At 69.2% G+C, this 26717-nt stretch carries 26 protein-coding genes and 1 pseudogene; 12 read left to right on the top strand and 15 right to left on the bottom strand.

What is annotated here, in order from left to right; genetic code table 11:
* Positions 1-77: 77 nt before the first annotated feature.
* From OG828_RS44360 to OG828_RS44330, 7 genes and pseudogenes are all read left to right on the top strand, one after another.
* A complete protein-coding gene (locus OG828_RS44360) occupies positions 78-1064 on the top strand; it encodes an aldo/keto reductase (RefSeq protein ID WP_328370246.1) in 987 nt (328 codons plus the stop codon).
* 208 nt (positions 1065-1272) lie between these two features.
* Positions 1273-1464 carry a hypothetical protein gene (locus OG828_RS44355; protein ID WP_328504338.1) on the top strand — a complete coding sequence of 64 codons (192 nt, stop codon included), beginning with the start codon at positions 1273-1275 and terminating at the stop codon, positions 1462-1464.
* 2 nt (positions 1465-1466) lie between these two features.
* Entirely contained in the window at positions 1467-2741 is a 1275-nt protein-coding gene (locus OG828_RS44350; protein ID WP_328370243.1) for an FAD-binding oxidoreductase, read from the top strand.
* A gap of 67 nt (positions 2742-2808) precedes the next feature.
* A complete protein-coding gene (locus OG828_RS44345; RefSeq protein WP_328370241.1) occupies positions 2809-3507 on the top strand; it encodes a flavodoxin in 699 nt (232 codons plus the stop codon).
* A gap of 341 nt (positions 3508-3848) precedes the next feature.
* Positions 3849-5066, top strand: coding sequence for an aldo/keto reductase (locus OG828_RS44340; RefSeq protein ID WP_328370239.1), 1218 nt, complete (start codon positions 3849-3851; stop codon positions 5064-5066).
* 281 nt (positions 5067-5347) lie between these two features.
* Positions 5348-5602 (top strand): annotated as a pseudogene (locus OG828_RS44335) (aldo/keto reductase); the annotation flags it as partial.
* Between the two features lie 257 nt (positions 5603-5859).
* The gene (locus OG828_RS44330) at positions 5860-6243 is read left to right on the top strand and encodes a nuclear transport factor 2 family protein (RefSeq protein WP_328370236.1); all 384 of its coding nucleotides are present in this window, start codon (positions 5860-5862) and stop codon (positions 6241-6243) included.
* A 116-nt stretch (positions 6244-6359) separates the two neighbouring features.
* On the opposite strand, the gene OG828_RS44325 is transcribed toward OG828_RS44330, so the two are convergent.
* From OG828_RS44325 to OG828_RS44310, 4 genes are all read right to left on the bottom strand, one after another.
* Positions 6360-8444 carry a xanthine dehydrogenase family protein molybdopterin-binding subunit gene (locus OG828_RS44325; RefSeq protein ID WP_443060311.1) on the bottom strand — a complete coding sequence of 695 codons (2085 nt, stop codon included), beginning with the start codon at positions 8442-8444 and terminating at the stop codon, positions 6360-6362.
* Positions 8445-8560: 116 nt separating this feature from the next.
* The gene (locus OG828_RS44320) at positions 8561-9541 is read right to left on the bottom strand and encodes an FAD binding domain-containing protein (RefSeq protein WP_328370231.1); all 981 of its coding nucleotides are present in this window, start codon (positions 9539-9541) and stop codon (positions 8561-8563) included.
* 13 nt (positions 9542-9554) lie between these two features.
* The gene (locus tag OG828_RS44315) at positions 9555-10199 is read right to left on the bottom strand and encodes a (2Fe-2S)-binding protein (RefSeq protein ID WP_033531049.1); all 645 of its coding nucleotides are present in this window, start codon (positions 10197-10199) and stop codon (positions 9555-9557) included.
* Between the two features lie 146 nt (positions 10200-10345).
* Positions 10346-11503, bottom strand: coding sequence for a low temperature requirement protein A (locus tag OG828_RS44310; protein WP_328370227.1), 1158 nt, complete (start codon positions 11501-11503; stop codon positions 10346-10348).
* Between the two features lie 264 nt (positions 11504-11767).
* Between OG828_RS44310 and OG828_RS44305 the strand changes: the two genes are divergently transcribed.
* Positions 11768-12685, top strand: a complete 918-nt coding sequence (locus OG828_RS44305; RefSeq protein ID WP_328370225.1) for an FAD:protein FMN transferase — start codon at positions 11768-11770, stop codon at positions 12683-12685.
* A 29-nt stretch (positions 12686-12714) separates the two neighbouring features.
* Positions 12715-13164, top strand: coding sequence for a hypothetical protein (locus OG828_RS44300; RefSeq protein ID WP_328370222.1), 450 nt, complete (start codon positions 12715-12717; stop codon positions 13162-13164).
* A 9-nt stretch (positions 13165-13173) separates the two neighbouring features.
* Here the strand turns inward: OG828_RS44300 and OG828_RS44295 are convergent, their stop codons facing one another.
* The 5 genes from OG828_RS44295 to OG828_RS44275 form a co-directional block, all read right to left on the bottom strand.
* Positions 13174-14760, bottom strand: coding sequence for a Na+/H+ antiporter (locus OG828_RS44295; protein WP_328370219.1), 1587 nt, complete (start codon positions 14758-14760; stop codon positions 13174-13176).
* Positions 14761-14788: 28 nt separating this feature from the next.
* Entirely contained in the window at positions 14789-15454 is a 666-nt protein-coding gene (locus OG828_RS44290; RefSeq protein WP_328370217.1) for an SDR family NAD(P)-dependent oxidoreductase, read from the bottom strand.
* Positions 15455-15542: 88 nt separating this feature from the next.
* Positions 15543-16589: an NAD(P)-dependent alcohol dehydrogenase gene (locus tag OG828_RS44285; protein WP_443060244.1), complete on the bottom strand. Its 1047-nt coding sequence runs from the start codon at positions 16587-16589 to the stop codon at positions 15543-15545.
* Between the two features lie 83 nt (positions 16590-16672).
* Positions 16673-17071, bottom strand: coding sequence for a DUF2255 family protein (locus tag OG828_RS44280; RefSeq protein ID WP_328370214.1), 399 nt, complete (start codon positions 17069-17071; stop codon positions 16673-16675).
* Between the two features lie 34 nt (positions 17072-17105).
* Complete coding sequence (locus tag OG828_RS44275; RefSeq protein WP_328370211.1) at positions 17106-18506, bottom strand: MFS transporter; 1401 nt, start codon at positions 18504-18506, stop codon at positions 17106-17108.
* 186 nt (positions 18507-18692) lie between these two features.
* On the opposite strand from OG828_RS44275, the gene OG828_RS44270 reads away from it, so the two are divergent.
* Positions 18693-19577 (top strand): helix-turn-helix transcriptional regulator, encoded by an 885-nt coding sequence (locus OG828_RS44270; RefSeq protein ID WP_328370209.1) that lies wholly within the window; start codon positions 18693-18695, stop codon positions 19575-19577.
* Between the two features lie 11 nt (positions 19578-19588).
* Here the strand turns inward: OG828_RS44270 and OG828_RS44265 are convergent, their stop codons facing one another.
* The 6 genes from OG828_RS44265 to OG828_RS44240 are packed head-to-tail and all read right to left on the bottom strand — an operon-like array spanning position 19589 to position 24410.
* Positions 19589-20482, bottom strand: a complete 894-nt coding sequence (locus tag OG828_RS44265; RefSeq protein ID WP_328370207.1) for an aldo/keto reductase — start codon at positions 20480-20482, stop codon at positions 19589-19591.
* 25 nt (positions 20483-20507) lie between these two features.
* The gene (locus OG828_RS44260; RefSeq protein ID WP_328370204.1) at positions 20508-21542 is read right to left on the bottom strand and encodes a zinc-binding dehydrogenase; all 1035 of its coding nucleotides are present in this window, start codon (positions 21540-21542) and stop codon (positions 20508-20510) included.
* Positions 21543-21591: 49 nt separating this feature from the next.
* On the bottom strand, positions 21592-22560 hold the full coding sequence (locus OG828_RS44255) for an aldo/keto reductase (RefSeq protein WP_328370202.1): 969 nt from the start codon (positions 22558-22560) through the stop codon (positions 21592-21594).
* A gap of 34 nt (positions 22561-22594) precedes the next feature.
* Complete coding sequence (locus OG828_RS44250) at positions 22595-23008, bottom strand: (R)-mandelonitrile lyase (RefSeq protein ID WP_033531038.1); 414 nt, start codon at positions 23006-23008, stop codon at positions 22595-22597.
* Positions 23009-23048: 40 nt separating this feature from the next.
* A complete protein-coding gene (locus tag OG828_RS44245) occupies positions 23049-23384 on the bottom strand; it encodes a carboxymuconolactone decarboxylase family protein (protein ID WP_328370197.1) in 336 nt (111 codons plus the stop codon).
* Positions 23385-23426: 42 nt separating this feature from the next.
* Entirely contained in the window at positions 23427-24410 is a 984-nt protein-coding gene (locus tag OG828_RS44240) for an aldo/keto reductase (protein ID WP_033531136.1), read from the bottom strand.
* Positions 24411-24613: 203 nt separating this feature from the next.
* Between OG828_RS44240 and OG828_RS44235 the strand changes: the two genes are divergently transcribed.
* On the top strand, positions 24614-25546 hold the full coding sequence (locus tag OG828_RS44235) for a helix-turn-helix transcriptional regulator (protein ID WP_328370194.1): 933 nt from the start codon (positions 24614-24616) through the stop codon (positions 25544-25546).
* A gap of 258 nt (positions 25547-25804) precedes the next feature.
* Positions 25805-26644: an SDR family oxidoreductase gene (locus tag OG828_RS44230; protein WP_328370191.1), complete on the top strand. Its 840-nt coding sequence runs from the start codon at positions 25805-25807 to the stop codon at positions 26642-26644.
* Positions 26645-26717 lie beyond the last annotated feature (73 nt).

Here is a 26717-nt window from a genome sequence, read left to right as displayed (position 1 = left end):
GCCCAAGCACCACAACAGATCAGCGCAACAGATCTGCCCCACAAACAGCCCTACAGATCAGTCAGAGGAAGTTGGTCATGGAGCACACGCGTCTCGGAACCTCGGGCCTGAAAGTCAGCCGTATCGCGCTCGGTTGCATGAGCTTCGGCGACCCCGCGAAACGGATGCCATGGGTGCTCGACGACACGGCGGCCGAGCCGATCTTCCGGCAGACCGTCGAACTCGGCATCACGTTCTGGGACACCGCCAACATCTACGGTCTGGGCACCTCCGAGGAGATCGTCGGACGCGCGCTGCGGAAGTACACCCAGCGCGACGACATCGTCCTCGCCACGAAACTGTTCCAGCCCATGCACCAGGGGCCGGGCGGCGCGGGGCTCTCGCGCAAGGCAGTCATGGAGCAGATCGACGCCTCGCTGCGGCGCCTGGACACCGACTACGTCGACCTGTACCAGATCCACCGCTTCGACCCCGAGACACCGGTCGAAGAGACGATGGAAGCGCTGCACGACGTGGTCAAGGCAGGCAAGGCCCGCTACATCGGCGCCTCCTCGATGTGGGCGTGGCAGTTCGCGAAACTGCAGCACGCCGCGGAAGCGAACGGCTGGACGCGATTCGTGTCCATGCAGGACCACTACAGCGTGATCCACCGCGAGGAGGAACGTGAGATGTTCGGCCTGCTCGCAGACCAGGGCGTGGGCAGCATCCCGTGGAGCCCGCTCGCCGGGGGAAGGGTGACCCGCCCCTGGGGCGAGCAGGGCACGACGCGCAGGTCGGAGGAGGACCGCCAGGTCGACATGAACGGCCGGCCGCTCTTCCTCGACAGCGACAAGCCCATCGTCGACGCCGTGCAGAAGATCGCCGAGGAGCGCGGGGTCTCCATGGCGCAGATCGCGCTGGCCTGGGTGCTCAAGAACCCGGTGGTCTCGGCCCCGATCGTGGGCGCCACCAAGCCGCACCACTTGGCCGACGCCGTCGCGGCGCTCGACATCGAGCTGACCGACGACGAGGTCGACGCTCTTGAAGCACCCTATGTTCCGCGCCTGCCCATCTTTTTCTCCTGATCGGCCGGCAAGGGCCGACGTACCGACACGGGTCTGGGGTCGTCGCGCCCTGCCCGCGTGCGCGTTGCGCTCGCACTGAGACCGCCGGCACCGCACTCCCCCGCACTCGTCGCAACGGGTCTGCGGTCAGGCAATCCACACAAGGAAAACAGGAAGAGTACTCGATGAGTAAGACCTCCAAGTCGCCCTCGCCGAAAAGGGCTTGCACGTGAATCCGAAATACAAAGCGATTGCCCTGATCGCTGTTGCTGCCCTGACTATGGCAACACTCATTTACGTCAACCTGCAAAATGTGCGAGACACGGGCAGGCAAGGTTTTTCCCTTGTGGGTGATGTCGGAACGCCTGAGGTCGGACAACGGTCGAGCGAGCCGAACCGGACAGCTCAGGTGGAGTCCTGACGATGCTACGTAAGCTGCTGTTCTGGAGCTTCGCGGTGGTGTTTCCGCTCCCGCTGATTCTCACCTACGAGTTCGTGGCCACTGAACCCGACCTCCTGAAGTTCTATGTATTCCTCGGCCTGATTGCCTATACATGGTGGCTGTTGTCCATCGTGCTCAGCGTGAGACCGGCCTGGCTGCACCGTTTCGTGGGACTTCCGGCCATCTACGGCCTGCATGGAGCACTCGGCGTACTGGCAATCGCCGCAGTATATGTGCACAGTGACAACTCCTACTCCCCGAGCCACCTGGCTCGAATTCTGGGGGATTGGGGGTTCTATGGAGCGCTCGCAGTGCTGTGCTACTCGATGTTCTTTATGAGTGGGTGGTTCGTCGACAGGTCGAGACTGCTGCTTAAGGTCAAGGGACTTCTGGAGACCGTCCTCCGCCGCCAGCTCTCCGTGTGGATTCATCGACTCAACCTGGTGATCGTGGCGATGATCTGGCTGCACGCCCACCTGCTCGTGAGAGTGAATCAGTACTTCGCGTTCATGGTGCTTTTCGATCTGTACACAGTGACGGCGCTCGGCATCTATGTCTGGAAGAAATGGATCGCGCCCGACACGTATCTGATGGGGACCCTCACCAGCAACGAAACGCGCGGTGGGGCGACCCGCAGGGTGTCGGTGGGCCTCGACAGCAAAGCGGCGACCCTGCGGCCGGGCGACTTCTTCTTCCTCAGCTTCGAGGGGTTTTCTTCTGCGAGTAGGGAATGGCACCCCTTCTCGGTGACCGACGACAACCAGAAGACCCTGGCCTTCACGATTCGGCAGCACGGAGACTTCACCCGGCGTCTCGACAATGTCGAAGTGGGAACCCGCGTCCGCCTGGAGGGGCCGTTCGGCCGCTTCGAATCGATCATCCAGGGACGGGACCGCGAAGCTCCGCTCGTGCTCGTCGGGATGGGCGCGGGCGTGGCGCCGCTGCTCAGCCTGGCAGCAGCTCACCACACCACGCGGAGGATTCATCTGCTGTGGGCCGTACGTAGCGCAGAAGATGCCTATTACCGCGACGTGCTCGAGGAGTACCAGGCCGCGTCCGGTAGCCGTATGCAGGTCACCATCAGTGTCGGCCGGTTCCGCCGTGAAGATCTCGCCAGCACGCTGTCTGCAGAGGCAGTCGCGAAGGGCGCGTTCTTCATTGTGGGTCCGAACCCCGCCGTGTTGGCGAACCAACGCCTACTGCGGCGCATCGGCGTCTCAGGACGGCGAATACACCAGGAACGCCTCACCATGTAGTCGATGCGACCCCAGTTCCACGTGGCCCCAGGAAATCGCCCATGCCGACGAAACGGAGTTCACTGAGATGACAAGCACCACGCGCCGAAAATTTCTTGCACTGACCACCGTCGCACTGGCGGGAGCCGGAACCGCGGGCTGTTCAATAATAAGAGGGGCAGGCGAGGCACTCGGCGGTTCCGAAGCCTCGAAAACCGTCCCGCCATTGGATAATTCACGCACTTTGGTCGCCTACTTTTCGATGCCGGAAACCGATGACCCGAACAATATGACGGAGAACGAGCAGAACAGCACTCATGTCGTTGATAGAAAGGTTCTCGGGAACACCCAACACGTCGCTCAAATCATCGTGGAGAGCACGGGCGCCGAGGTATTCCGTATCGAGACAGCGGAAGAGTTGCCCCTCGATCACAAAACACTGTCAGATCTCGCACTAAAACAGCAAGAAGACGACGAAAGGCCGAAACTCAAAGCCCTGATACCGAACCTTGAAGAATATGGCACCGTATTCATCGGCTATCCGATCTGGTGGTACAGCCTGCCGATGCCGGTGCACACGTTCCTTGAACAGCACGATTTCAGCAAAAAGAACATCATTCTATTCACCACTCATGGCGGAAGCCGCCTGTCGGGAACTGTTGAAATCGTCACCGAAAAGCTTGCTGATTCCACTGTGATCAGTAATGCGTTCACGATCTCACGAGACGATATGGACAATGCCGAGGCGGAGGTGGGCGATTGGCTCGACAGTCTCGGGATTTCATGACGCCCGCCAGTTGCGGTCCCGCGGTCCGGGCCGAGCCCGGCCAAAAGGGATCTTTGCCCGGTTTTTGGGGGGCACTGGCACGGCGTGGAACAGCACGGCCTCCCACCCCGGCGGGCGCTCTGCTTGAGTTTTACTGACCGCCCGGCAACATCGGCACCACAGGACGCGCCCCTCACCGGACGAGCCGGGGCGTCGTCCGAATTCACGGACGTGGTGGGCCGATGCCGCCGGACGAAGTGCCCAGGTGCTCGTCTCCGGCGCGGTCCGCTTCTTCGCCGCCGACTGTGATGCGGTGACGCACCGAGGGTGCTCTCAACCGACGAACATGAGGGATGTAACGCATGCACGAACAGGACAGCACGCCGAACGGCAACTCGACCGACCGCGGCCGTCGCGGCTTCCTGATGGGTGCGGCCGGGCTGGCAGCCACCTCGGTGGTGGCCGCGCCGGCCACACTGGCACAGGCGCAAACCGCATCGTCCGAGACCGGCACCAAGGGCCCCGTCGGCCGTCGCAACCCGGTGACCGCGGCCATCACGCAGACTGGTCACCGTCGGCTCGGGTCCGGGCCTGGGTCCCTGAAGGTTTCCAGCATCGGCCTCGGCACCCAGACCATGCCGGGCAACCTCTACGGCCCCGTCACCAGCCGCAAGGACATGGTCGCCCTCGTCCGGACAGCCTTCGACCAGGGGGTGACGTTCTTCGACACGGCCGAGGCGTACGGGCCGTTCGAGTCGGAACGGATCCTCGGCGAAGCCCTCCGGACCGTCCGCGACGACGTGGTGATCGCGTCCAAGTTCGGCTGGAACATCGACCCGGACACCGGGGCGAACACCGGCCTGAACAGCCGTCCCGACCGCATCCGGCAGGTCGTCGACGGCATACTGAGGCGCCTGCGGACGGACCACATCGACCTGCTCTACCAGCACCGGGTGGATCCCACCGTCCCGATCGAGGACGTCGCGGACACGGTGAAGGAACTCGTCGCTCAGGGCAAGGTGCGGCACTGGGGCCTGTCCGAGCCGGGCCTCGGGACCATCCGCCGGGCCCACGCGGTCCTGCCGCTCACCGCGATCCAGAACGAGTACTCCATGCTGTGGCGCGGACCGGAGGAGCAGGTCCTGCCGCTCTGCGAGGAACTCGGCATCGGCTTCGTGTGCTGGGCGCCCCTGGGCATGGGCTTCACGACCGGCGCGATGAGTCCGTACTTCCCGTTCACAGAGGGAGACCGTCGGACCGCGATGCCCCGCAACAGCCGGGACAACCTGGCCGCCAACATGCCACTCGTCCAGCTCCTCCAGGAGTGGGCCGTACGCAAGGGCGCCACGCCCGCCCAGATCGACCTCGCCTGGCTGCAGGCCCAGAAGCCGTGGATCGTGCCGATACCCAGCATCACCAGGCTGTCCCACCTCTTGGAGAACATCGGCGCGGAAGAAGTCAGGTTCAGCCCCGACGAACTCCAGGAGCTCAACGCCGCCGTCGCGCAGATCACCATCCATGGTGACCGGCTTCCGGCAGCGTCCCTCGCGCTGACGGGCGTGGAAGCACCGCCCCGCTGACCGGCTGACCGGCCACACAAGCCGAACAACGCAGCACAACGTCCTCCCGTCCCCGGCCGGACTCCCGTACAACTACGGGATGTTCCGGCCGGAAGCGTATGGGTTCGGTCTGGGGGTGGCCCTGGGGGCCCTGTCACACCCCGGAACACCACTCCCCGGAACGGTGCGGTCTCCCACACGGCGAGCGACCGCAGCAGGCTGCCTTGTAGCTCGAAGATCAGGCGCTCCAGCACAGGGCATCCGCGGGTGTGCCCAGGAATCCGAGACACAGGGAGCGGACGATGAAGTACATCAAGCTGGGCGATCTGGAGGTCACCCGCATCGGTCTGAGCGCGATGTCGATGTCCCACGCCTATACCGGGGCGAGCACAGATGACGCGGAATCGATCCGTACGATCCACAGGGCGCTCGACCTGGGCGTCACCTTCATCGACACCGCCGAGGTCTACGGGCCCTTCACCAAAGAGGAGCTCGTCGGCCGGGCGCTGAAGGGGCGTCGCGACGGGGTCGGCGTCGTCCTAGCGCATCGTCAGGGAGCTGCTCGGCCCCGACGGGAAGCCGGTCGCCTACGAGCCCGGAAGCTGGGGTCGTGCCGAGGCCGACGGCCTGGTCACCGATGGCCGCTGGAGAACGCGGAGCCGGGCCGATGAAGCGATCCTGGGGATGGACAGGTCTGGCGGCGGGGGCGGCCCTGGCTGTGTCGGCGGTCTCCTGCACGCCGTCGTCGACACCCACATCAGCCCCCGCACTGTCCGCGTCCGCCGACAGGACCGCACCCACGTCAGGAGCCACCGTGCAGCCGTCAGCCGACCAGAGAGCCCGCGAGGATATCTTCGACGCTCACCGCGCCTATCTGGACGCCATGGACGAGGGAGACACCGCGGCGCTCGACGACCTGCTCGACGACGACTTCACCCTCACCCACATGACCGGCTATGTGCAGCCGAAAGCCGAATGGCTGGCCGAGATGCGGCAGGGCCGGTTCGTCTACCACACGATCGACGAGAAGAAGACGACACTCGACATCGAGGGCGACACGGCTCGCCTCGTCGCCCGGACCGTCACGGACGCGACCGTGTACGGCACCCGCGCCGACTGGCGGCTGCAACTCACCACCGACTACGCCCACAAGGGCGACACCTGGGCCACGGTCCGCACCGTGGCCACGACCTGGTGACCGGGACCTTCCGGAGGCGGATGTGACAGTGGACCGGCTCGGCATGGTCGTGCACGGCTGGCGCACGGAGGCCGTGGAGGCGGCCGGCGGTGCGTGGAGCCGCCGCCTGACGGTGGTCAGAGGAGGGACTCGGCGGTGATGGGCAGTTCGCGCACCCGTCGGCCCGTGGCGTGGAAGACGGCGTTGGCGATGGCGGGCGCCACGCCGACCAGGACGACCTCGCCGAGGCCCTTGACGCCGATGGGGTCGGCCTCGTCGTCGCGCCCGTCGACGTAGATCGCCTTCATGTCGGGGACGTCGGCGTTGACCGGGACCAGGTAGTCGGCGAGATTGGCGTTGACGATCCGGCCGTCGCGGTGGTCGGTGACCGTGTGCTCCAGCAGGGCCGTGCCGATGCCGCCGACCATGGCGCCCAGGGCCTGGCTGTCGGCGAGCTTGGGGCTGATGATGCGGCCCGCGTCGAAGACGCCGAGCATGCGCCGTACCCGCACCAGGCCCAGTCGGGCGTCCACGCCGACCTCGGCGAACACCGCCCCGTAGGCGTACATGGAGGACCGGGACTGCCCCGGGGTCCAGGACCCCATCGCCTCCAGGTGAGCACGGTCGTTGCGGGTGAGCAGCTGCCGGTACGTCTCCCCGCGGGCGGGGTTGTCCCGCACATGCATCCGACCGCCGCGCACCACCACGTCCTCCGCGTCGACGCCGTACAACGGTGATCGCGAGTCCTGGACGACGAGTTCGACCGCCTGCCGGCGCAGCTTGTCACAACCGTCCTGGACGATGGTTCCGACGCTGGCCATGGTCTGCGAGCCGCCGTGGATCGGGGCCTCGGGCATGGCGGTGTCGCCGAGCCGGAAGGTCACGTTGCGGACCGCGAGGCCGAGGGCGTCGGCGGCGACCTGGGTCATGGAGGTGTAGGTGCCGGGGCCCATGTCGCTGGTCGCGGACTCGATCAGGGCGGTGCCGTCGGCGTCCAGCCGCACCCGGGCCTGGCCCGAGCCCCGTAGGGTGTCGTAGAGGGCGGTCGCCATGCCGGTGCCGATCAGCCAGTCGCCGTCGCGGGTCGAGCGGGGCCTGGGGTCGCGACGGCTCCAGCCGAACTCGCGGGCGCCGATGGTGTAGCACTCGCGCAGCCGCCGGGTGGAGAACGGCCGCCCGTTGGACTGGTCGTTGTCGGGCTCGTTGCGCAGCCGCAGTTCGATGGGGTCGATGCCCAGCTCGTGGGCGAGCTCGTCCATGGCGCTCTCGACGGCGAAGGCGGCGGTGGTGTAGCCGGGGCCGCGCATCGGGGTCGGGGTGTTCACGTCCAGCGGCACCGTACGGTGTGTCTGGCTGACGTTGGGCGTGGTGTACAGCATCTGGCCCGGAGCGATGACGCCGCGCTCGGCGAACGTCTCGTACCTCGACGTCTCGGCGCGCAGGTCGTGGGTCATGGCGGTGAGCCGGCCTCGGCGGTCGCTGCCGAGGCGCACCGTGTACTCGTACGACGGCCGGTAGCCCACCCCGAAGTAGAGCTGCTTGCGGGTCAGCACGAGCTTGACCGGGTGTCCCGTCTCGCGGGCGGCGAGGGCCGCGATGGTGATGTGCGGCCAGGCCCGCGCGGCGTTGCCGAACGCGCCGCCGACGAAGGGGGAGATGACACGGATGTTCTCCGCCGGGATGCCGAAGTTCGCGGCGAGTTCGTCACGGGGGCTCCGCACCCACTGGGTCTTGTCCCACAGCGTGAGCCGGTCGCCGTCCCAGCGGGCGACGGTGGCGTGGAGCTCCATCGCGTTGTGGTGGTTGCGGGCCGGCCGGTACGTCATCTCCAGCCGTACGGGGGCGGATCGCAGGGCCGCCTCCGCGTCGCCGCGCGCGTAGGTCCTGGGCTCGCCTGCCGCCGGTGCTTCGGAGAGGTCGGTGGCGGGCCGCTCGCTGTCGTAGTCGATGCTCACCAGGCTCGCCGCGTGCTGGGCGGCTTCCAGGGTGGCGGCCACGACGACGGCGACCGGCTGGCCGTGGAAGCGGACCTGGTCGTCCTGAAAGACGCGCAGCCGCTCACCCGGAAGGTTCAGCGAGCCCGGGTTGGGCCTGTAGGGCAGCTTGGGGGCGTTACGGTGGTGGATCACTTTCAGTACGCCCGGCTGGGCCTCGGCGGCGCGGGTGTCGATGCCGGTGATCCGGCCCCGGCCCACGCTGCTGTCGACGACGACGGCGTGCACGACTCCCTCGGGCCCCTCGGGTTCCTGATCGGCGGCGTACTTCGCCTGGCCGGTCACCTTCAGCCGCCCATCCACGCGGGAGAGCGGCGCGCCGACTGCTGCCTGCGGCTGGGGGCTCATGCGATGTCTCCTACGATGCGCAGCTGGCGTTCGACGGTGCGTTTGAGCAGCTCGACCTTGAAGCGGTTGTGCTGGAGCGGGCGGGCGCCGTCCGCCGCGTGGCCGGCGGCCTCGGCCCAGAGCCGGCCCGAGGGCCGCTCACCGATGAGGGCTTGCTCGACGGCAGGCAGCTTCCAGGGCACGGTGCCCACGCCTCCGGCGGCGACCTTCGCCTCACGGATCACCCCGCGGCGGATGTGCAGTGCGACGGCCGCCGAGGTCAGCGCGAACTCGTAGGACTGCCGGTCCCGGACCTTCAGGTAGCCGGACGCGAGCGGCCGCGCGTGGGCCGGGATCTCCACCGCGGTGATCAACTCGCCCTGCCGCAGCGCTTGTTCGCGGTTCGGGGTGCTTCCCGGCTTGAGCAGGAAGTCGGCGAAAAGGACGGTGCGCTCGCCGTCCGGGCCGAGGAGGTGCACCCGCGCCTCCAGTGCCGCGAAGGCCACGGCGACGTCGGAGGGGTGGGTGGCCACGCAGGAGTCGGAGGTGCCGAGGATCGCGTGGGTGCGATTGAAGCCTTCGAGCGCCGCACACCCCGAGCCCGGCTCGCGCTTGTTGCAGTCGGCCGTCACGTCGCGGAAGTACGTGCACCGGGTGCGCTGCATGATGTTGCCGCCGATCGTCGCCATGTTCCGCAGCTGGGCGGAGGCGCTCAGCTCCAGCGCCTGGGAGACGACGGGGTAGGCGATGCGGACCTTGGGGTGCGTGGCGGCTTCGGCCATCGTCACCAGCGCGCCGATGCGCAGGCCGCCGCCCTCGGTGACTCTCACCTCGTGCAACGGCAGTCCGCCGATGTCGACCAGCGAGCCGGGACGCTCGACGGTCTCCCGCATGAGGTCGACCAGGGTGGTGCCGCCGGCGATGTAGCGTCCGCCGCGTTGCCCGGCGTCGAGTGCCTCGCGGGTGTCGGTGGCCTTCGTGTACGTAAAGGGATACATGGCGGGTGGCCCCTTACTTCCCGTCGGCGGCGGCCTGCTCGACCGCGCGCACGATTTTCACGTAACAGCCGCAGCGGCAGATGTTGCCGCTCATCCACTCCCGGATCTCGTCCTCAGATCCGGTGTGGCCCTCCTGGATGCAGCCGACGCCGGACATGATCTGGCCCGGGGTGCAGTAGCCGCACTGGAAAGCGTCCTGGTCGATGAACGCCTGCTGGAGCGGGTGCAGTTCGTCGCCGTCGGCCAGGCCCTCGATCGTGGTGACCACAGCGCCGTTCAGGCGAATCGCCAGCGTCAGACAGGAGTTGACCCGGCGTCCGTCGACCAGGACCGTGCAGGCCCCGCAGGCACCGGCGTTGCAGCCCTTCTTGGAGCCGGTCAGTCCCAGGTGCTCGCGTAACAGGTCGAGCAGCGACGTCCGGTTGTCCACCGTGACGGTGTGCCGACGGCCGTTGACGGTCAAGGTGACACGGCTGCCGGGTGGTGCCGAGGCGGCCGCGGCCGCCTCGGCACCGAGCAGCGACGTACCTGCGGCCAGACCGCCCGCCGCGAGGACACCGCCGGCCACGGAGGTCGTCGCGATGAAGGTCCGGCGAGTCGGTGCGGACGGGGGCTGGGTGGGGGGAAACACATCTGATGCGGAGGGCTCGGCAGTCATGCCCACTCTCTCGATGGGGGGAGATTGCGGTCTTGCTGCAGCATGCTGGGCCCGGTGGACATGTGACAGGCCGTGCCATGCCGGGGAGCGGTGAGCCGGGGTGTGACAGAGCCCCTCTCCCATCTGTCCCACGGGGCACGGCACTGTCAGACTGGGTCATTTGACCCCTGTTCCGGGCGCACGCTCCGGCGCAGTTCCGCGTACCACCAGGTCTCGCAGGCGGCCACTGCGGCCAGCAGCACCACGACGCCGGACAGCCCGGCCAGCGGCGGCAGCACGACCGCCGCCGGGAGCCAGGCGAGCAGCAGGCACACAGCGGCCAGGCGGAACGGGCCCCACACCCCGGCGGAGATACGGCCGAAGAGCAGCAGACCGGCGAGATACGTGGCGGCTCCGCCGCACAGTACGCCGGCGTAGAAGCCGCCCAGTCCCTTGCCGCTGTCGGCGTAGGCCACGACGCCCTCGACGCCGAGCGCGGTCAGCACGATGCCCGCCGCGATGGGGAAGTGGGCGTAGCCGTAGGCGTTGACCGCCAGGCTGAGGCGGGCCCGCCCCCGTGTCTCGGCCAGCCGGTGCTCCACCAGCAGGCTCACCACGTCGAAGTACAGCCACCACAGGCCCGCTGCCGCCGCCACGCCCAGAACGCCGGCTGCCAGCAGAGGCACGCCGATCGGACGGTCCGTGGCGCCGGCGGCCATGGCGATGAGTGACTCGCCGATCGCGATGATGACGAACAGCTGATGCCGCTCGGTGAAGTACGGCGCGCTGTGGATGCGCCAACTGCCCCGCCGCGACGTGAGGTAGACGCCGCCCCAGTCCACCGCGATCGCCGCCGCATACAGCGTCGTCTGCCATCGGCCGCCGATCGCTGCGCCGACGATGAGAAGGGCGGAGCCGGTCAGCACCGGCGGCCACGACACGGCGATCTGCCGCAGCAGCCCCCGGTCGCCGCGCGCCAGGTGCGCGTAGATGACGAGGTGCACGCTGCGCACGAGCAGGTAGGCACAGGGCAGCACCAGCGGCCCGTACAGCCCACCTGGGGAGTCGTCCCACGCCTCCGGGACGGTCAACGCGATCACGAAGACCCCGGCCATGGCGAGTGTCATCCCCAGCCGTACGACGCCCAGGTCGGCCCGGGCCTGGTTGCCCAGCCAGGCGTACGCCGACCACGAGAACCAGACCAGAGCCAGAAGCAGCACGCCGTGGAGCACACCGAGACCGCTGTGCTCCTGGGCCATGTACTGGGTGACGCGGGTGAGGGTGATGACGTACACAAGGTCGAAGAAGAGCTCGAACGTGGTCACCCGACTGCCGACCAGTACGGGGCGTGCCCCGGCCTGTGGAGCGTGCTCCGCACTGCCTGTGTTCCTCACTGGCCGTGCCCTTTCTCCCATGCCCGTCGCGAGCACAGTCTGATGGATAGCGCAGATGAGCGGCGTGAGGCAGGCCCTGTCACACCCTGGAACGGCGCTCCCCGGCACCACACGGTCTCCCTCGCATCGGTCGCGCACGGCACCGTGGACGCCAAAGGCCCGAGCCCGGCCTTCGACGGGTGAGAGGTACGGACAGTGGCTGTGCAACGCGTCGCCTTCGACGCCATCGGCACCCGGTGGAGCATCGAGACGGACGAGCCCCTCGCCGAGGGCGTGCGCGCGGACGTCCTGGAGCGGATACGCCGGTTCGACGCCACGTACTCCCGATTCCGGCCGGACTCACTGGTCTCCCGGATCGCCGCCGCACCGCACGGCGGCCGGTTCGAGTTCCCGGACGATGCCCTGGCCCTGTTCGACCTGTACGACCGTCTTGCCGCGGCCACTTCGGGCGCCGTCGATCCCCTCGTGGGCCGCGATCTGGAGCTGCTCGGATACGACCCCGCTTACTCGCTCACGCCCGCTCCGGCGGCGATCCGGGCCCAGGAGAGCGCCCGGGGCCGGGTGACCTGGGCTGCCGATGTCGTCCGGGACGGCGCGCTCGTCGTCACCCGGCGTCCGCTCGTGATCGACGTCGGCGCGGCCGGGAAGGGCTACCTCGTCGATCTGGTCGCGGACGTCCTGCGAGGCGCCGGCATTGAGCGGTTCGTCGTGGACGGCGGCGGCGATCTACGGCACGAGGGCGGGCCGACCATCCGGGTCGGTCTTGAGCACCCATTCGATCCGCGGCTCGTCATCGGAGTGGCGGATCTGAAGGGCCGGGCGCTGTGCGCGTCGGCGGTCAACCGGCGCGCCTGGGGCGAAGGGCTGCATCACGTGGTCGATGCCCGCACGGGTCGGCCGGTCAGGGGCGTCGTCGCCACGTGGGCCGTCGCCGACGAGGCCGCGGTCGCCGACGGACTGGCGACCGCGCTGTTCTTCACCGAAGGACCCACGCTCGCCCACGACTTCCCCTTCGCGTATGTGCGGATGCACGCCGACGGGCATGTCGAGGTGTCGCGGGACTTCCCCGGTGAAGTGTTCACGGGCCGTCGGGCGCAGCAGCAGACAGCATGACCAGCGCAATCAAAGGAGCACGACGACCCATGTCAGCCCTGCACAGGAAGATCGCGACCGCGACGCTGCTCGGAGCCTCCGTCTCCGCGGCCGTCGCCGGCTGCTCCGCCGCGGACGACGAGCAGGACGGGGCGGGCACGCGGCGGGCCACGGCCTCCTCGTCCCCGTCGGTGTCCGCCCGGAACTCCGGCTACGCCGACGGCACGTACCGTGCGACGGGGTGGTATGGGGGCCTGCCCTCCAGCATCGACGTGACGGTCACCCTCGACGACGGTGTCATCACCGATGCCGAGGTGACCCCGAACGCCACGATCCCCACCTCGCTCGACTACCAGGAACGTTTCGCCGAGGCCGTCCCGGACGTCGTCGTCGGCCGGAACATCGACGAGGTGCGCGTCTCCCGGCTGGCGGGCTCCAGCGGCACGCCGGACGGGTTCAACGACGCCCTCGACCAGATCAGGGCCCAGGCGGCACGGTGACCGGGAGGGTCACTCGGCCGACTGCTGCCGGGACAGGCGTACCTCCTCGATGTCGAGGCGCCGCTGGACCTGGCGCAGCACGGTGTCGTCGATCTCGTGCTCGTCGCGCAGCCGCAGGACGGTGGCGCGTTTGTGGGCGAGGAGTTCGAGGCGCAGCGCGGTGTAGTGCCGGTCGTGGCGCAGCGCCTCCTCGTCGTCGGCCTCTCCGCCGCTCGCTCGCAGAACCTGCAGGTGGGTCTCGTACTCGTGGCGCATGCGCTCCGTGACGGCCGCGTCGGTGCCGAGTTCCTCGGCCACCTGGGGAAGCGACTTGAGGGCCTCCTCCGTAGCGGAGGTCTCCGCGAGGTACAGCTCCTCGTCGACCGAGGTGTCGCGGGGCAGGCGGGCCCAGCGGACCACCACGGGAAGCAGCAGGCCCTGCACCACCAGCGTGGTAACGATGACGCCCGAGGTGACGAAGACGATCGTGTCGCGGTCCGGGAACGGCGCGCCCGAGTCCAGCGCGGTCGGCACAGACAGTGCCACCGCCAGGGACACGGCACCGCGGAAACCGGACAGGGAACTGACCACACGGGCGCGATAGTTCATCCGGCGCAGCCGCTGCTGCGGGCGGCGGTCGACCAGGCGGATCAGATGGACCGCCGTGAACAGGAAGGCGAACCGTGCTCCCACGAGCACGGCCGAGACGGCTCCGACCGCGATCAGCGCATGGGTTAGGTCGTTCCCGTGCAGACCGCGCACGGCTGACTGCGCCTCAAGACCGACCAGGACGAACAGGGCGCCGTTGAGGACGAAGGTCGACAGAGTCCAGAACTCCTCGCCCTGGCGACGCGTCGCAGCCCCGACCAGCCGGGGGGACGCCTGACTCATGATCAGCCCGGCCACGACGACGGCGAGGACCCCCGAGGCATGGATCAGCTCGGCCAGGAGGAACGCCGTGAACGGTGTGATGACGACCGCCACGTTGCCCATCAGCGGATCGTGGAAACGGCGGCGCACCTGGATGCCCAGCCAGGCCGTGAGCGCGCCGGCGGCGGCACCGCCGATGTAGGAGACCAGGAACAGCCACGTGACGTGGGGGAACGTCAGATGTTCCTCGCCGACCGTGATGCCCACCGCGAGGCCGTAGACCACGAGCGCGGTGCCGTCGTTGATCAGGCTCTCGGCACGCAGCAGGGTGACGTTGCGGCGAGGCAGGGACTTGGCGAGAACACCGACGGCGGTGGCGTCAGTAGGGGCGACCGCGGCGCCCAGCACCCAGGCCGGGCCCCAGTCCAACCCCAGCGCATTGGCTACGACAGCGACGGCACCCGCAGTGACGATCACCAGGGTGGTGCCCATCAGGACGATGCCGCGCAGGTCGCTGCGGATCTGGCGGAGCGAGGTCGTCAGGCTCTCCCAGTACAGCAGCGCCGGCAGGAACAGCAGCAGCACGGCCTCAGGCGGCATGTGGACCTCACGCAGCGCCGGGACGAAGCCCAGCAGCGCGCCGATGACGAGCAGCAGCACGGGCGGTGCGATGCGCAGTCGGTGGCCGATGCCTTCGCCGAGCAGGAGGGCAAGGCCCAGGACCACGATGAGTTCGAGGCCAAGCACGGTGTCTCTCCCGTCGGTTCAGGGATGTTCAGGAATCGAGGTCGTCGGCGTAGCGACGGAAGCCGTGGCGGTCGACGTGCAGGGACCACAACGTGTCGGCCAGCACGGCCGGGTCCTTCCGGTGGTGCCCGGGGATGATCGCACCGGGAATGATCAGCTGGCCGACGTGGATGCCCTCGGCGGCGAGCGTGTCGTGCAACAGATGGCCGTAGGCGCTCTCGGCGGCGAACGCGATGGACGTGCCCGCCCGGTCGGGGTGCGGGATCGCCGCTGTGCCGCCGTTGACGAGCAGGATCGTGCCGCGGCCGAGGGCGCGCATGTCGGGCAGCACCTGCTGTACGGCGGCGACCGGCCCGTAGACGGAGAACTCGACGGGCCCGGTGAGGTCCGCCGCTGTCGTCCGAAGCACCGGGCGCATGAAGTCGGCCCGGGGAACGGGGCTGTACTGCAGGATCTCGATCGGTCCGAGCGCGGTGTGCGCCGCGTCCAGCGCGGCCTGGAGGGACTTGGTGTCGTGCACGTCGGCGGAGAAACCGCGCGCCGTGACGCCTTCGTCGGCCATGTCGGCGGCGAGGGCGTCGAGCCGGGCCTGGTCGCGGGCGACGAGCGCGACCTCGTGGCCCTCGCGGCCGAAGCGGCGGGCGACGGCGGCGCCGAGGCCAGGTCCGGCTCCGACGATGGCGATGGTGGTCATGGAGTGTCCGTGTCCGGGAGTGGCCCCGTACGGGGGCGTCGGGGGGGAACAGCCCCCGTACGGGGCGTTTTCAGGCGCGGGCCGTGGTTCAGGCCAGCGTCGTGGTGTCGATGACGAAGCGGTAGCGGACGTCGGAGGCGAGGACGCGGTCGTACGCCTCGTTGATCTGCTCGGCGGGTATGACCTCGACCTCGGCGCCGATGCCGTGCTCGTCGGCGAAGTCGAGCATCTCCTGGGTCTCCGGCAGCCCGCCGATGAGGGAGCCAGCGAAGGTGCGGCCCTTCATCAGCAGGGAGAAGACGTTGACCGACAGCGGCTCGGCCGGTGCGCCGACGTTGACCAGAGCACCGTCGACGGCCAGCAGACCGAGGAAGGCGTCCAGGTCCAGTTTGGCGCTGACCGTGTTGATGATGAGGTCGAACGTGCCGGCCAGCTTCTCGAAGGTCTCCGGGTCGCTCGTGGCGTAGTAGTGGTCGGCGCCGAGCTTCTTGCCGTCATCCTGCTTCTTGAGCGACTGCGAGAGCACGGTGACCTCCGCGCCCAGGGCGTTGGCGAACTTGACGGCCATATGGCCGAGCCCGCCGAAGCCGATGACGGCGACCTTCTTGCCGGGACCGGCGCCGAAGCGCTTGAGCGGCGAGTAGGTGGTGATGCCGGCGCACAGCAGCGGGGCCGCGTTGGCCAGGTCCACGCTGTCGGGCAGCCTCAGGACGAAGTCCTGGTCCACCGTCATGCGCGTGGAGTAGCCGCCCTGCGTGAACTGACCGTACTTGTCGGTGTCGCCGAAGGTGAGGGTGCCGCCATCCTTGACGCAGAACTGCTCGCGCCCAGCCTGGCAGTAGTCACACTCGCGGCAGGAGTCGACCAGGCAGCCGACGCCGACCTTGTCTCCGACGGCGTACTTGGTGACTTCGGAGCCGATCTCGGCGACCACACCGGCGATCTCGTGGCCGGGCACGACCGGGTAGACCTGCTCGCCCCACTCACTGCGGGCGTGGTGGATGTCGGAGTGGCAGATGCCGCAGTACTTGATGTCGATAAGGACGTCATGCGGGCCGACCTCGCGCCGCTCGATCATCATCGGGGAGAGCGATTCGGTCGCGGACGTGGCGGCGTACGCGTTTGCGGTAAGCACAGTTCTCCTGTGGGGGTTGGGTTTTCTTGATGACCGGCGGCGCGGCCGGAGCCGGTCGCCGGAGTCTGCGGGAGGCCGTTGATTCAGCGGGGGTCGAGCCGCATGGTCGTGGAGCTCGCCGTGTCGCTGGTGATGGCCTGGATGATGGACGGGGCGTAGTGCCCGTACTTGCGGCGGTAGGCGGCGTCGACGGCTTCGTTGATCTCGTCTGCGTCGGTCTCGTCGGCGAGGTCGAGGAAGGCGACGTCCTTGGTGACACCCCCGGCCTCGATGCAACCCTCGTGGCGGCCGCGCGTGCCGCGGTACCAGTCGGAGCCGGGCCCGTAGACGGACCGGACGTAGATCTCGTCGCCGACGCGGACCACCCAGATGGTGCGCCAACTGCTCAGCGTGCCGCTGGAGCGCAGGGACGCGATGTCCAGTTCCTCGGCGTGCTCGATGCGGTCGAGTTCGTCGTCCGTCCAGGTCGTGGTGGTGGTCATGGGTGATGCTCCTTGCGTGATGTTCAGCGGGTGGTCACCGCTGCGGGGCGGGCCTGAGCAGCAGGCTGGCCGCGGTGGTGAGGAGGACCAGGCCGGCGGCGGTCAGCAGGCTGGTGCGCAGGCCGTGGGAGAAGGTCGCGTGCTGGGCCACCAGGGCGCCGAACACGGCCACGGCCAGGGCGCCGCCGATCTGGCGGGCGGTGTTCAGGACGCCGCTGGCGGTGCCGGCGCGCTCGGCCGGGACGCGGTCGAGGAGAAGTGAGGTCACGGCCGGTACGGCGAGGCCGCCGCCCGTGCCGACCGGGATCATCAGCAGCACCATCAGCCAGGTGGGCGCCGACGCCTGCGGGACACAGAGCAGTACGAGGCCCGCCGTCATGGCGAGCTGCCCGGTGATGATGGGCATGCGCGGGCCGAACTTCCGGGCGCACCAGGCGGCCGTGGGGCTGACGAAGGCGGTCAGCAGGGTCATCGGCAGGAAGGCCAGCCCAGTGGCCAGCGGCGACAGGCCGTGCTCCTGCTGGAGGTACAGGCTGAGCAGGAAGATCATGCCGTAGAAGCCGACGTTGAGGGCGAAGCCGATCGACGCTGAGATCGCCATCGTGCGCTCGCGGAGCAGTGGCAGCGGCACCATCGGGTTCCGGCCACGGGCCTGCGCCATGAGGAAGGCCGCACCCGCGACCACGGCGACCAGCGATGCCACCAGGACCCGGGGAGCGGTCAGCCCGACCGCGCCGGCCTCGATCGCGGCGTACGTCAGACCGCCCATGGCCGCCACCGCGGTGAGCTGGCCGGTCCAGTCGAACGGGGTGTCCGCGCGGCGCGGAGAGCGGAGAGTGTGGGCCAGCAGAAACAGGGCCAGCACGCCCACCGGCAGGTTGACGAAGAAGATCATCCGCCAGCTGATCTCACTGAGCACGCCGCCCAGTACCGGGCCCGCCGCGGCACCCACCGAGCCGCCCATCGCCCACACCGAGATCGCCCGCGCCCGCTGCGCGGAGTCGGGGAACGCCTCGCGGATCAGCGCCAGCGAGGCCGGCACGATCACCGCGGCGCCCGCACCCTGCACCAGCCGGGCCACGACCAGCACACCCAGGTTCGGTGCGAAGCCGCAGGCCGCCGAGGCGGCGGTGAACACCAGGAGCCCCGCCCCGAACGCCTGTCGCGCGCCGATCCGGTCGGTCACGGACCCCGCCGACAGGAGCAGTGCGGCGAACAACAGCGTGTAGCCGTCGACCACCCACTGCAGTCCGGTGATGCCGCTGTCGAAGTCGCGGCCGATCTCGGGCAGCGCGACGTTGACGATCAGGGCGTCGAGCGTCATCACGAAGAAGCCGAGCAGCGCGGCCGTCAGCGCCCAGCGGGCACCGGTACCGTCTGCGCGGCTGTTCTCGGTGCCGGCCGATGACCGGGTGGACGCGACGGAACTGGACACGGATGTCTCTCCTGTGAGCGAGGTGGACAGATGGTTTTCCCCGGCGGGGTCCAGCCTGCTCGGCCCGCGCGAGCGGCGGCAGGCCGTGTTGTGCCGGGGAGCGGTGTTCCGGGGTGTGACAGGGCCCCCCACGTTCTGCTCGTCCTGGGCACAGACTTGCAACAGGTGGCCTGCCACACTGGGCGCATGGCACGTGAGCAGCAGGGCGGCAGCGACGGCAGTGAACTGGGACGCTTCCTGCGCGCCCACCGCACCCGGGTGACCCCGGAGGAAGCGGGGGTGCCGATCGGGCCCGGCCTGCGCCGCACCCCCGGCCTGCGCCGCGAGGAGCTGGCCACCCTGGCGGGAGTCAGCATCGACTACTACTCGCGCCTGGAACGCGGCAAGGAGACCAACCCCAGCCCTTCCGTCGTCGACGCCCTCGCCCGTGCCCTGCGACTGGACAAGGCCGAGCACGAGCACCTGCGCGACCTCGTCGCCTGCGCCGCGCGCAGCACCGTGGCGGAGCCCCCGGGCGAGGCGGGCCGGTCCGTACGCTCCGGTGTGCACTTGCTCCTGGACAACCTGCGGCCCTGCCCGGCGTACGTGGTCAGCCGGACGATGGACATCATCGCCTGCAACCCGAGCGGGCTGCGGCTGTTCGCGGGCATGGGCGACTGGCCCGAGAGCCGGCGGAATGTGGTGCGCTACGTCTTCCTCCATCCGCAGGCGCAGACACTCTTCAGTGACTGGGACGAGCAGATCCGCGCCTGTGTGGGCCGCCTGCGCGCCCTGGCCGGCGTCGAGCCGGACGCGCCGGACCTGGCCGAGCTGGTCGGTGAACTGCACTCCAAGAGCGAGGAGTTCACCGATCTGTGGGAGCGCTACGACGTGCGCTGGCACACCCACGGCAGCAAGACCTTCCACCACCCCGAAGTCGGTGACATCACGCCCGGCTACCAGTCGATGCAGCTCGAGGGGACGCCCGGCCAGCGGTTCATCGCCTACTTCGCCGAACCGGGCACCCCTGACCACGACAGGCTGGTCCTGCTCGACATGGCCGTGGCCGAGAAGTCGCCGACGTCCTCGTAGCGGGCCCGTGTTCAGCGAGTGCGGCGGCCGAAGGTGTCGAGCCGGATGTTCTCCGGGTCGGGGCCGCTGCGCAGTCCGGTGTCGAGGGCGTCGATCGCGGTGACCTCTTCCGGGGTGAGGGAGAAGTCGAAGACGTCGAAGTTCTCCGCGATGCGGTGGGCCTTGACCGACTTCGGGATCGCGCACAGGCCGTGCTCGATGTGCCAGCGCAGCACCACCTGGGCCGCCGTCTTGCCGTACTTGGCGGCGAGATCGGTGACGACCGGCTCCTCCAGGGCGCTTCGGCCGCCGTTCGGGGCGTGTTGCCAGTAGCGGGTGATGCCGCCGATCGGCGACCACGCCTGGGTGGTGATGCCCAACTTCTCGTGCACCTCGCGCAGTTCGCGCTGGATGAAGTAGGGGTGCAGCTCGACCTGGTTGACGGCGGGCACCACCTCGGTGCTGTCCATGAGCGTGCGCAGCAGCCCGGGTGTGTGGTTGGAGACGCCGATCGCCCGCACCCGTCCGTCGGCCAGCAGCTTCTCAGCGGCCTTGTACGCGGCCACCCACGGCTCCGGCTCCAGCGGGACCGGCTGGTGCAGAAGGTACAGGTCCAGGTACTCCAGGCCGAGGTTGGCGAGGCTGGTGTCGAAGGCGCGCAGGGCGGAGTCGTAGCCGTAGTCGTCCAGCCACAGCTTGGTGGTGACGAAGACGTCGTCGCGGTCGACGCCGGAGCGGCGCATGCCCTCGCCGACCTCCTTCTCGTTGCCGTAGGCGGCGGCGGTGTCGATCAGACGGTAGCCGTCCTTTAGAGCGGCTTCGACGGCCGGGACGGTCTGCTCCGGCGGGCTCTGGTAGACGCCGAGGCCGAGGGCGGGCATCTCGACGCCGTTGTTGAGCTTCAGCAGGGGTGCGGGTGTGGTCATGATGTTCCTTCGGTGCGGGGGTGGTTCACGGCTGGACGAGGACCTTCAGCGCTGTGCGGTCGGCCATCGCGCGGTAGCCGTCGGGGATGCCGTCGATGCTGACGGTGTGGTTGAAGACCCGGCCCGGCTCGATCGAGCCGTCGAGGATGTCGGGCAGCAGTTCCTCGATGTAGGCGCGGGCGGGGGCGGCGCCGCCGGTGACGGTGATGTTGCCCATCATGGCGTCGAAGCCCAGCGGGATGGAGGTGTACTGGGCGACGCCGAGGCGGCTGACGACGCCGCCGTGGCGGACGATGCCGAGCGCGTTGGCCATGGTTTGTTCCGTGCCGACAGCCTCGACGACCGCGTGGGTGCCGTCGCCGCCGGTCAGCTCCCTCACGCGCTCGACGCCCTCTTCGCCGCGCTCGGGGACGACATCGGTGGCGCCGAAGTCCCGGCCGAGGTCGGTGCGGTCCTTGTGGCGGCCCATGAGGATGATCTGCTCGGCGCCGAGCCGCTTGGCGGCCAGCACCGCGCACAGCCCGACCGCGCCGTCACCGATCACGGTGACGGACTTGCCGGGGCCGACCCGGGAGGTGACCACGCCGTGGTGGCCGGTGCAGTACACGTCGGACAGGGTGAGCAGGGAGGGCAGGAGCGCGGAGTCCTCGCCGACGGGCAGCTTGACCAGCGTGCCGTCGGCCTGCGGGACGCGCATGGCTTCGCCCTGACCGCCGTCCACGCCATTCATGGCGTAGAAGCCGCCGTTGCGGCAGGAGGTCGGCAGGCCCTCGCGGCAGAAGTCGCAGGTGTTGTCCGACCAGACGAAGGGGGCGACCACCAGATCACCGCGCTTGAGGCCGGACACCTCCGAGCCGATGTCCTCGACCACGCCGAGGAACTCGTGACCCATCCGCGTGCCCTCCTCGGAGGGTTCCATCTGGGCGTACGGCCACAGGTCGCTGCCGCAGACGCAAGAGCGGACGACGCGGACCACGGCGTCGGTCGGGTTCTGGATCTTGGGGTCGGGGACGTTCTCCACGCGGACGTCACCGGCGCCGTACATCACTGCTGCTCGCATGATCTTTCCTCTTCAAATGGCGAGTTGACGGCGTATCAGGTGGATGGGGTCAGAAGTAGCGGCCGCCCGTCGGCACGGGCAGGGCGTCCAGCTCGGCGAGGTCGGCCGCGGTCAGCTCGACGTCCGCCGCGCCGGCGTTGTCGAGCAGGTACTTCGGGGTCTTGGTGCCGGGGATGGGGATGACGTACTCGCCCTGGGCGATCACCCAGGCCAGCGCGACCTGCGCCGGAGTCGCACCGAGGCGCCCGGCGATCTGCTTGACCGTGTCGGCGATGGCGAGGTTCTGATCGAGGGCGTCCTGCTGGAAGCGGGCCAGGTCACGGCGGAAGTCGTCCTTGGGCAGGTCGTCGTACGAGGTGAACCGGCCGGTGAGGAAGCCTTTGCCGAGGGGTGAGTACGGCACGAAGGCGATGTCCTGTTCCTTGCAGTACGGCAGCACCTCCTCCATCCAGTCCCGCGTCCACAGCGACAGCTCGGACTGCACCGCCGTGACCGGGTGGACGGACTGGGCCCGCCTGATCTGCTCGACACTCACCTCGGACAGGCCGATCGCGCGGGCCTTGCCCGCCTCCACCGCCTGCGCCAGCGCGCCGACGCTCTCCTCGATCGGCACCTCGGGGTCGACGCGGTGCAGGTAGTACAGGTCGACGTGGTCGGTGCCCAGGCGGCGCAGGCTGTCGTCGATGGAACGGCGGATGTGGTCGGGGTCGCCGTTCGGCGTCGAACGCGGGGAACCCGCCGTGCCCTGGTGGACCATGCCGACCTTGGTGGCCAGCACCGCCCGCTCACGACGGCCGCCGGCCAGGGCGCGGCCGACCAGCTCCTCGTTGGTGTACGGCCCGTACACGTCGGCCGTGTCGAGGAACGTCACCCCGAGATCGAGGGCCTGGTGGATCACCGCGACGGACGCGTCCTCGTCCCGTCCGCTGCTCATGTCGTAGCCGTACGACATGCCCATGCAGCCCAGGCCGACGACACCGACCTCGGGTCCCTTGCTGCCGAGCGTGGTGGTGCGCATGTGTCCTTTCCTCCTGGGGAGATCAGTGGGGAGTTCAGCGGGTGCTGCTGCGCGGCTGGGTGTATTCGGCGTCGCTGACCTTCTCCAGCCAGGTCGTCTCCGGTGTGCCGTCGCCGCGGCCCTCCCACAGCGCGAGGTGTTCCATGAAGGTGTCCGGTGCGGCGCCGTGCCAGTGCTCCTCGCCGGGCGGGGTGTAGACGGTGTCGCCGGGGCGGGCCTCGATGACGGTGCCGTCGCGGGCACCGATCAGGGCGATGCCGGAGACAATGTGCAGGGTCTGGCCGAGGGTGTGGGAGTGCCAGTCGGTACGGGCGCAGGGCGCGAACCGGACCAGGTTGAGCCGGGCCCGGGAGGGCTCCTGGCCGGCGTAGACGACGTCCCACCACACGTCGCCGGTGAACCAGTCGGCCGGGGCCTTGCTGGTGGGCTGTCGCTTGAGGATCTCCACGGTGCTGTTCCTTGCTGCCGTCCGTCAGTCGGTCATTCCGTCAGTCGGTGCCGGGGGTCCGCGTCTCGACGATCTCCTTGAGCTGGGTGATCGCGCTCATGGCGGTGGGCCAGCCGGCGTAGAAGGCGAGGTGGGTGATGGCCTCGACCAGTTCGTCCTTGGTCAGCCCGTTGTCGAGTGCGCGAAGCAGATGGGCGTCGAGCTGTTCCGTGCGGTAGAGCGCCGCGAGCGCGGCGACGGTGACCAGGCTGCGGTCGCGAGGGGAGAGGCCGGGGCGCTCCCAGACGTCCGCGAACAGGACGTCGTCGGTCAGTTCGACGAGCTTCGGCGCGAAGTCGCCGATCAGTTTCTGGGCGGGAGTCGGTTCCTCCGCCATGGGTGGTGCCCCTTTGATGACCGTGCTCTCGGCGGGCCCGGGTCAGTTGTGGTCGATCATGTCCATGTGGTCCTTGCCGAGGCGGTCACCGACGGCCGGGGTGAGCCGGTCGAGCCTGCTCAGCACGGCAGCGGGCAGCTCGATACCGTGGGCCGCGGTGTTCTCCTCGACGTGGGCCACACGCCGGGTGCCGGGGATCGGGACGATGTCGTCGCCCTGGGCGATCAGCCACGCCAGGCACAGCTGCCCCGGCGTGACGCCGACCTCGTCAGCGATCGCCTTGACCTCATCGGCGACGCGCAGGTTCTGCCGGAAGAGCTCGGGGTCGTTGAAGCGGGGCATCGTCGCGCGCAGGTCGATCTCGGGGTCGAACCAGTCGGTCGTACGGAAGCCGCCTGCGAGGAAGCCGTGGCCGAGCGGGGCCCACGGCACGAAGCCGATGCCCAGCTCGCGCGTGACGGGGAAGATCTCCTGCTCCGGCTCGCGGAACCACAGGGAGTACTCGGTCTGCACGGCGGCGAGGGGGTGGGTGGCGTGGGCGCGGCGGATGGTGCCGGGGCCGGCCTCGGACAGGCCGAGCGCACGGACCTTGCCCTCGGTGACCAGTTCGGCCATGGCACCGACGGTCTCCTCGATCGGCACGGTGGGGTCGACGCGGTGCTGGTAGAGCAGGTCGACGTAGTCGGTGCCCAGTCGCTTGAGGGAGCCCTCCACCGCGAGCTTCACGTTCTCCGGGCTGCTGTCGAGACCGGCGTCACGCCCCGTGTGCGAGACGAAACCGAACTTCGTCGCCAGAACGACCTGGTCACGGCGGTCCTTCAGAGCCTTGCCCACCAGCTCCTCGTTGAGGAACGGGCCGTACGCCTCGGCCGTGTCGATGAGGGTGACGCCCAGGTCGAGGGCTCGGTGGATGGCGCGGATGCCTTCCTCGTTGTCCGCGTTGGCGCCCGTGTAGAGGGCGTTGATCGGCATGGCTCCCATGCCGATCCGGGAGACGTCCAGGCTGCCCAGCTTGGTGTGCTTCATGGTGTGCTCCGTGTGGCGGGTGCCCGCCGGGTCGGTCTCGCCGGTACGGGAGATCACAGGAAATGGATCTTCAACTTCCTCCAGAGTGACGGTCACGGGCGCCCGGTGGCAGGCCGCGCTGTGCCGGGGAGTGGCGTTCCGGGGTGTGACAGGGCCCCCCACGCATATGCCATAGCGGCCATGGGGCCAGCAGACTGAACGGTATGAAGAGTGAGCAGCACAACGGCACCGAGCTGGGACGCTTCCTGCGTGCCCACCGGGCCCGGGTGACGCCCGAGGACGTCGGCCTGGCAGCGGGCTCCGGGGTGCGTCGTACGCCTGGGCTGCGCCGTGAGGAGCTGGCCACCCTGGCCGGTATCAGCATCGATTACTACAGCCGTCTGGAGCGCGGCAAGGAAACCCGGCCGAGCCCGTCCGTCGTGGACGCGCTGGCCCGTGCCCTGCAGCTGGGAGAGGAGGAGCACGAGCACCTGCGCAGTCTCGCGACCGTAGCCGCACTCCCCCACTCTCGGCTTCGCTCGAGCGAGGGGGCACCCCCAGCCGCGCCCAGCCGTACAGTGCGGCCCGGCTTGAAGCTCCTGCTGGAGAACCTGCGCCCCGGCCCGGCCTACGTGGTCAGCCGCAGCAACGACATCCTGGCAACCAACCCCGCGGGGCTTCGGCTGCTGGCGGGGATCGAGGAGTGGCCGGCGAAGCAACGCAACATCGCGCGCTACGTCTTCCTGCACCCCGCCGCGCGCGACCTGTTCGAGGACTGGCACCACCAGGTCCGCGGCTGCGTGGCGCGCCTGCGGGCACTGGCCGGCACCGACCCCGACGCCCCCGACCTGGCCCAGCTCGTGGGCGAACTCCTGCTCAAGAGCCCGGACTTCGCGCGCCTGTGGGAGCGCTACGACGTCAAGAGCCGCGCCCAGGGCCGCAAGACCTTCCACCACCCCGAGGTCGGCGACCTCACCCTCGGCTATCAGTCCCTCCTCCTGGAAGGCACACCCGGCCACCGTCTGATCGCCTATTACGCCGAACCCGCCACCCCGGAGCACGACGCCATGGCCCTGTTGGACCTGCTCGGCCAGGAGCCGGCCACCCGCACGGCACCACGCGACACCTCCTCGGACGCCGCCTCCCATGCGTCCTGAGAGAAACGCTGTGAGGGAGGGCGCCGGCGATCACTGTGGGGGGCCCTGTCGCTCCCCCGAACGGCGCTCCACGGCACAGCGCGGCCTGCCATCTTGGTCCGCCCTTCCGCAGGCTGGACTCAGGTGCCGCAGGAGCGGTTGGCACGGCTCAGAGGTCCTGTCACCACCTGCGTGGCCTGCGGCTTCACCCGGAACGGCGCCAGGCAAGGGTTCCGGCGCCGGTCAGCCGCCATGAAGGCTCAAGGGAAACGTGGAGTCATGAGCAGGAATACGCAAGAAGTAGTCGTCGTCATCGGCTCCGGCAGCATCGGCCTCGCGATCGCACGCCGTGTCGGTGCCGGACGGACCGTTCTGCTCGCCGACCACAGTGAGCAGGCGGCCACCGCCGCCGCCGAACGACTGAGCGGCGAGGGGTACAACGTGACGACCCGCGTCACCGATGTCTTCGAGCAGGGTGCGGTCGAGGCGCTCGCCGACGCGGCCGCCGCTCTCGGGCCGGTGACCCAGGTGGTGCACACCGCCGGTGTCTCACCCACCCAGGCCACCATCGAGCGGATCCTGCACGTCGACCTGCTGGGCACCGCGTTCGTCCTGGACGCGTTCGCCCGGGTCATCGCTCCCGGCGGCGCCGGCCTCATGATCGCCAGCATGGCCGGGCACCGGGAGAGCCCCTATGCGCCGGAGATCGAGCACGCACTGGCCACCACCGAGACCTCACAGCTGCTCGCGCTGCCTTTCCTCCAGCCCGACCAGGTGGGTACCACCGTCCACGCCTACGCGCTCTCCAAGCGGGCCAACTCGCTGCGGGTGCAGACCGCCGCCGTGGCCTGGGGCAAGCGCGGAGCTCGCGTCAACGCCGTCAGCCCCGGCGTCATCATCACGCCACTGGCGCTGGACGAACTGTCCGGACCCCGCGGCGAGTGGTTCGAACAGGTCCGCAAGGTGTCGGCGGCCGGACGCTTCGGCACCCCCGACGAGGTCGCCGACGCAGCCGCCTTCCTCCTCGGCCGCCAGGCTGGCTTCATCACCGGCGCGGACCTCCTCATGGACGGCGGCGTGACCGCCGCACTGCGCGCCGGGGAACTGACGATCCCCTGACCGGAGGACCAGGAGCCCGGAAAGGGCTCCTTCCTCTCACCCATCTCTCCGCGCAGGACGCGGAGGACCCCAC

The sequence above is a fragment of the Streptomyces sp. NBC_00457 genome (assembly GCF_036014015.1).
In the GTDB taxonomy this organism is placed as follows: domain Bacteria; phylum Actinomycetota; class Actinomycetes; order Streptomycetales; family Streptomycetaceae; genus Streptomyces.
The sequence above is the reverse complement of the archived record's forward strand: the minus strand, read 5'-3'. Positions and strand labels throughout refer to the sequence as shown.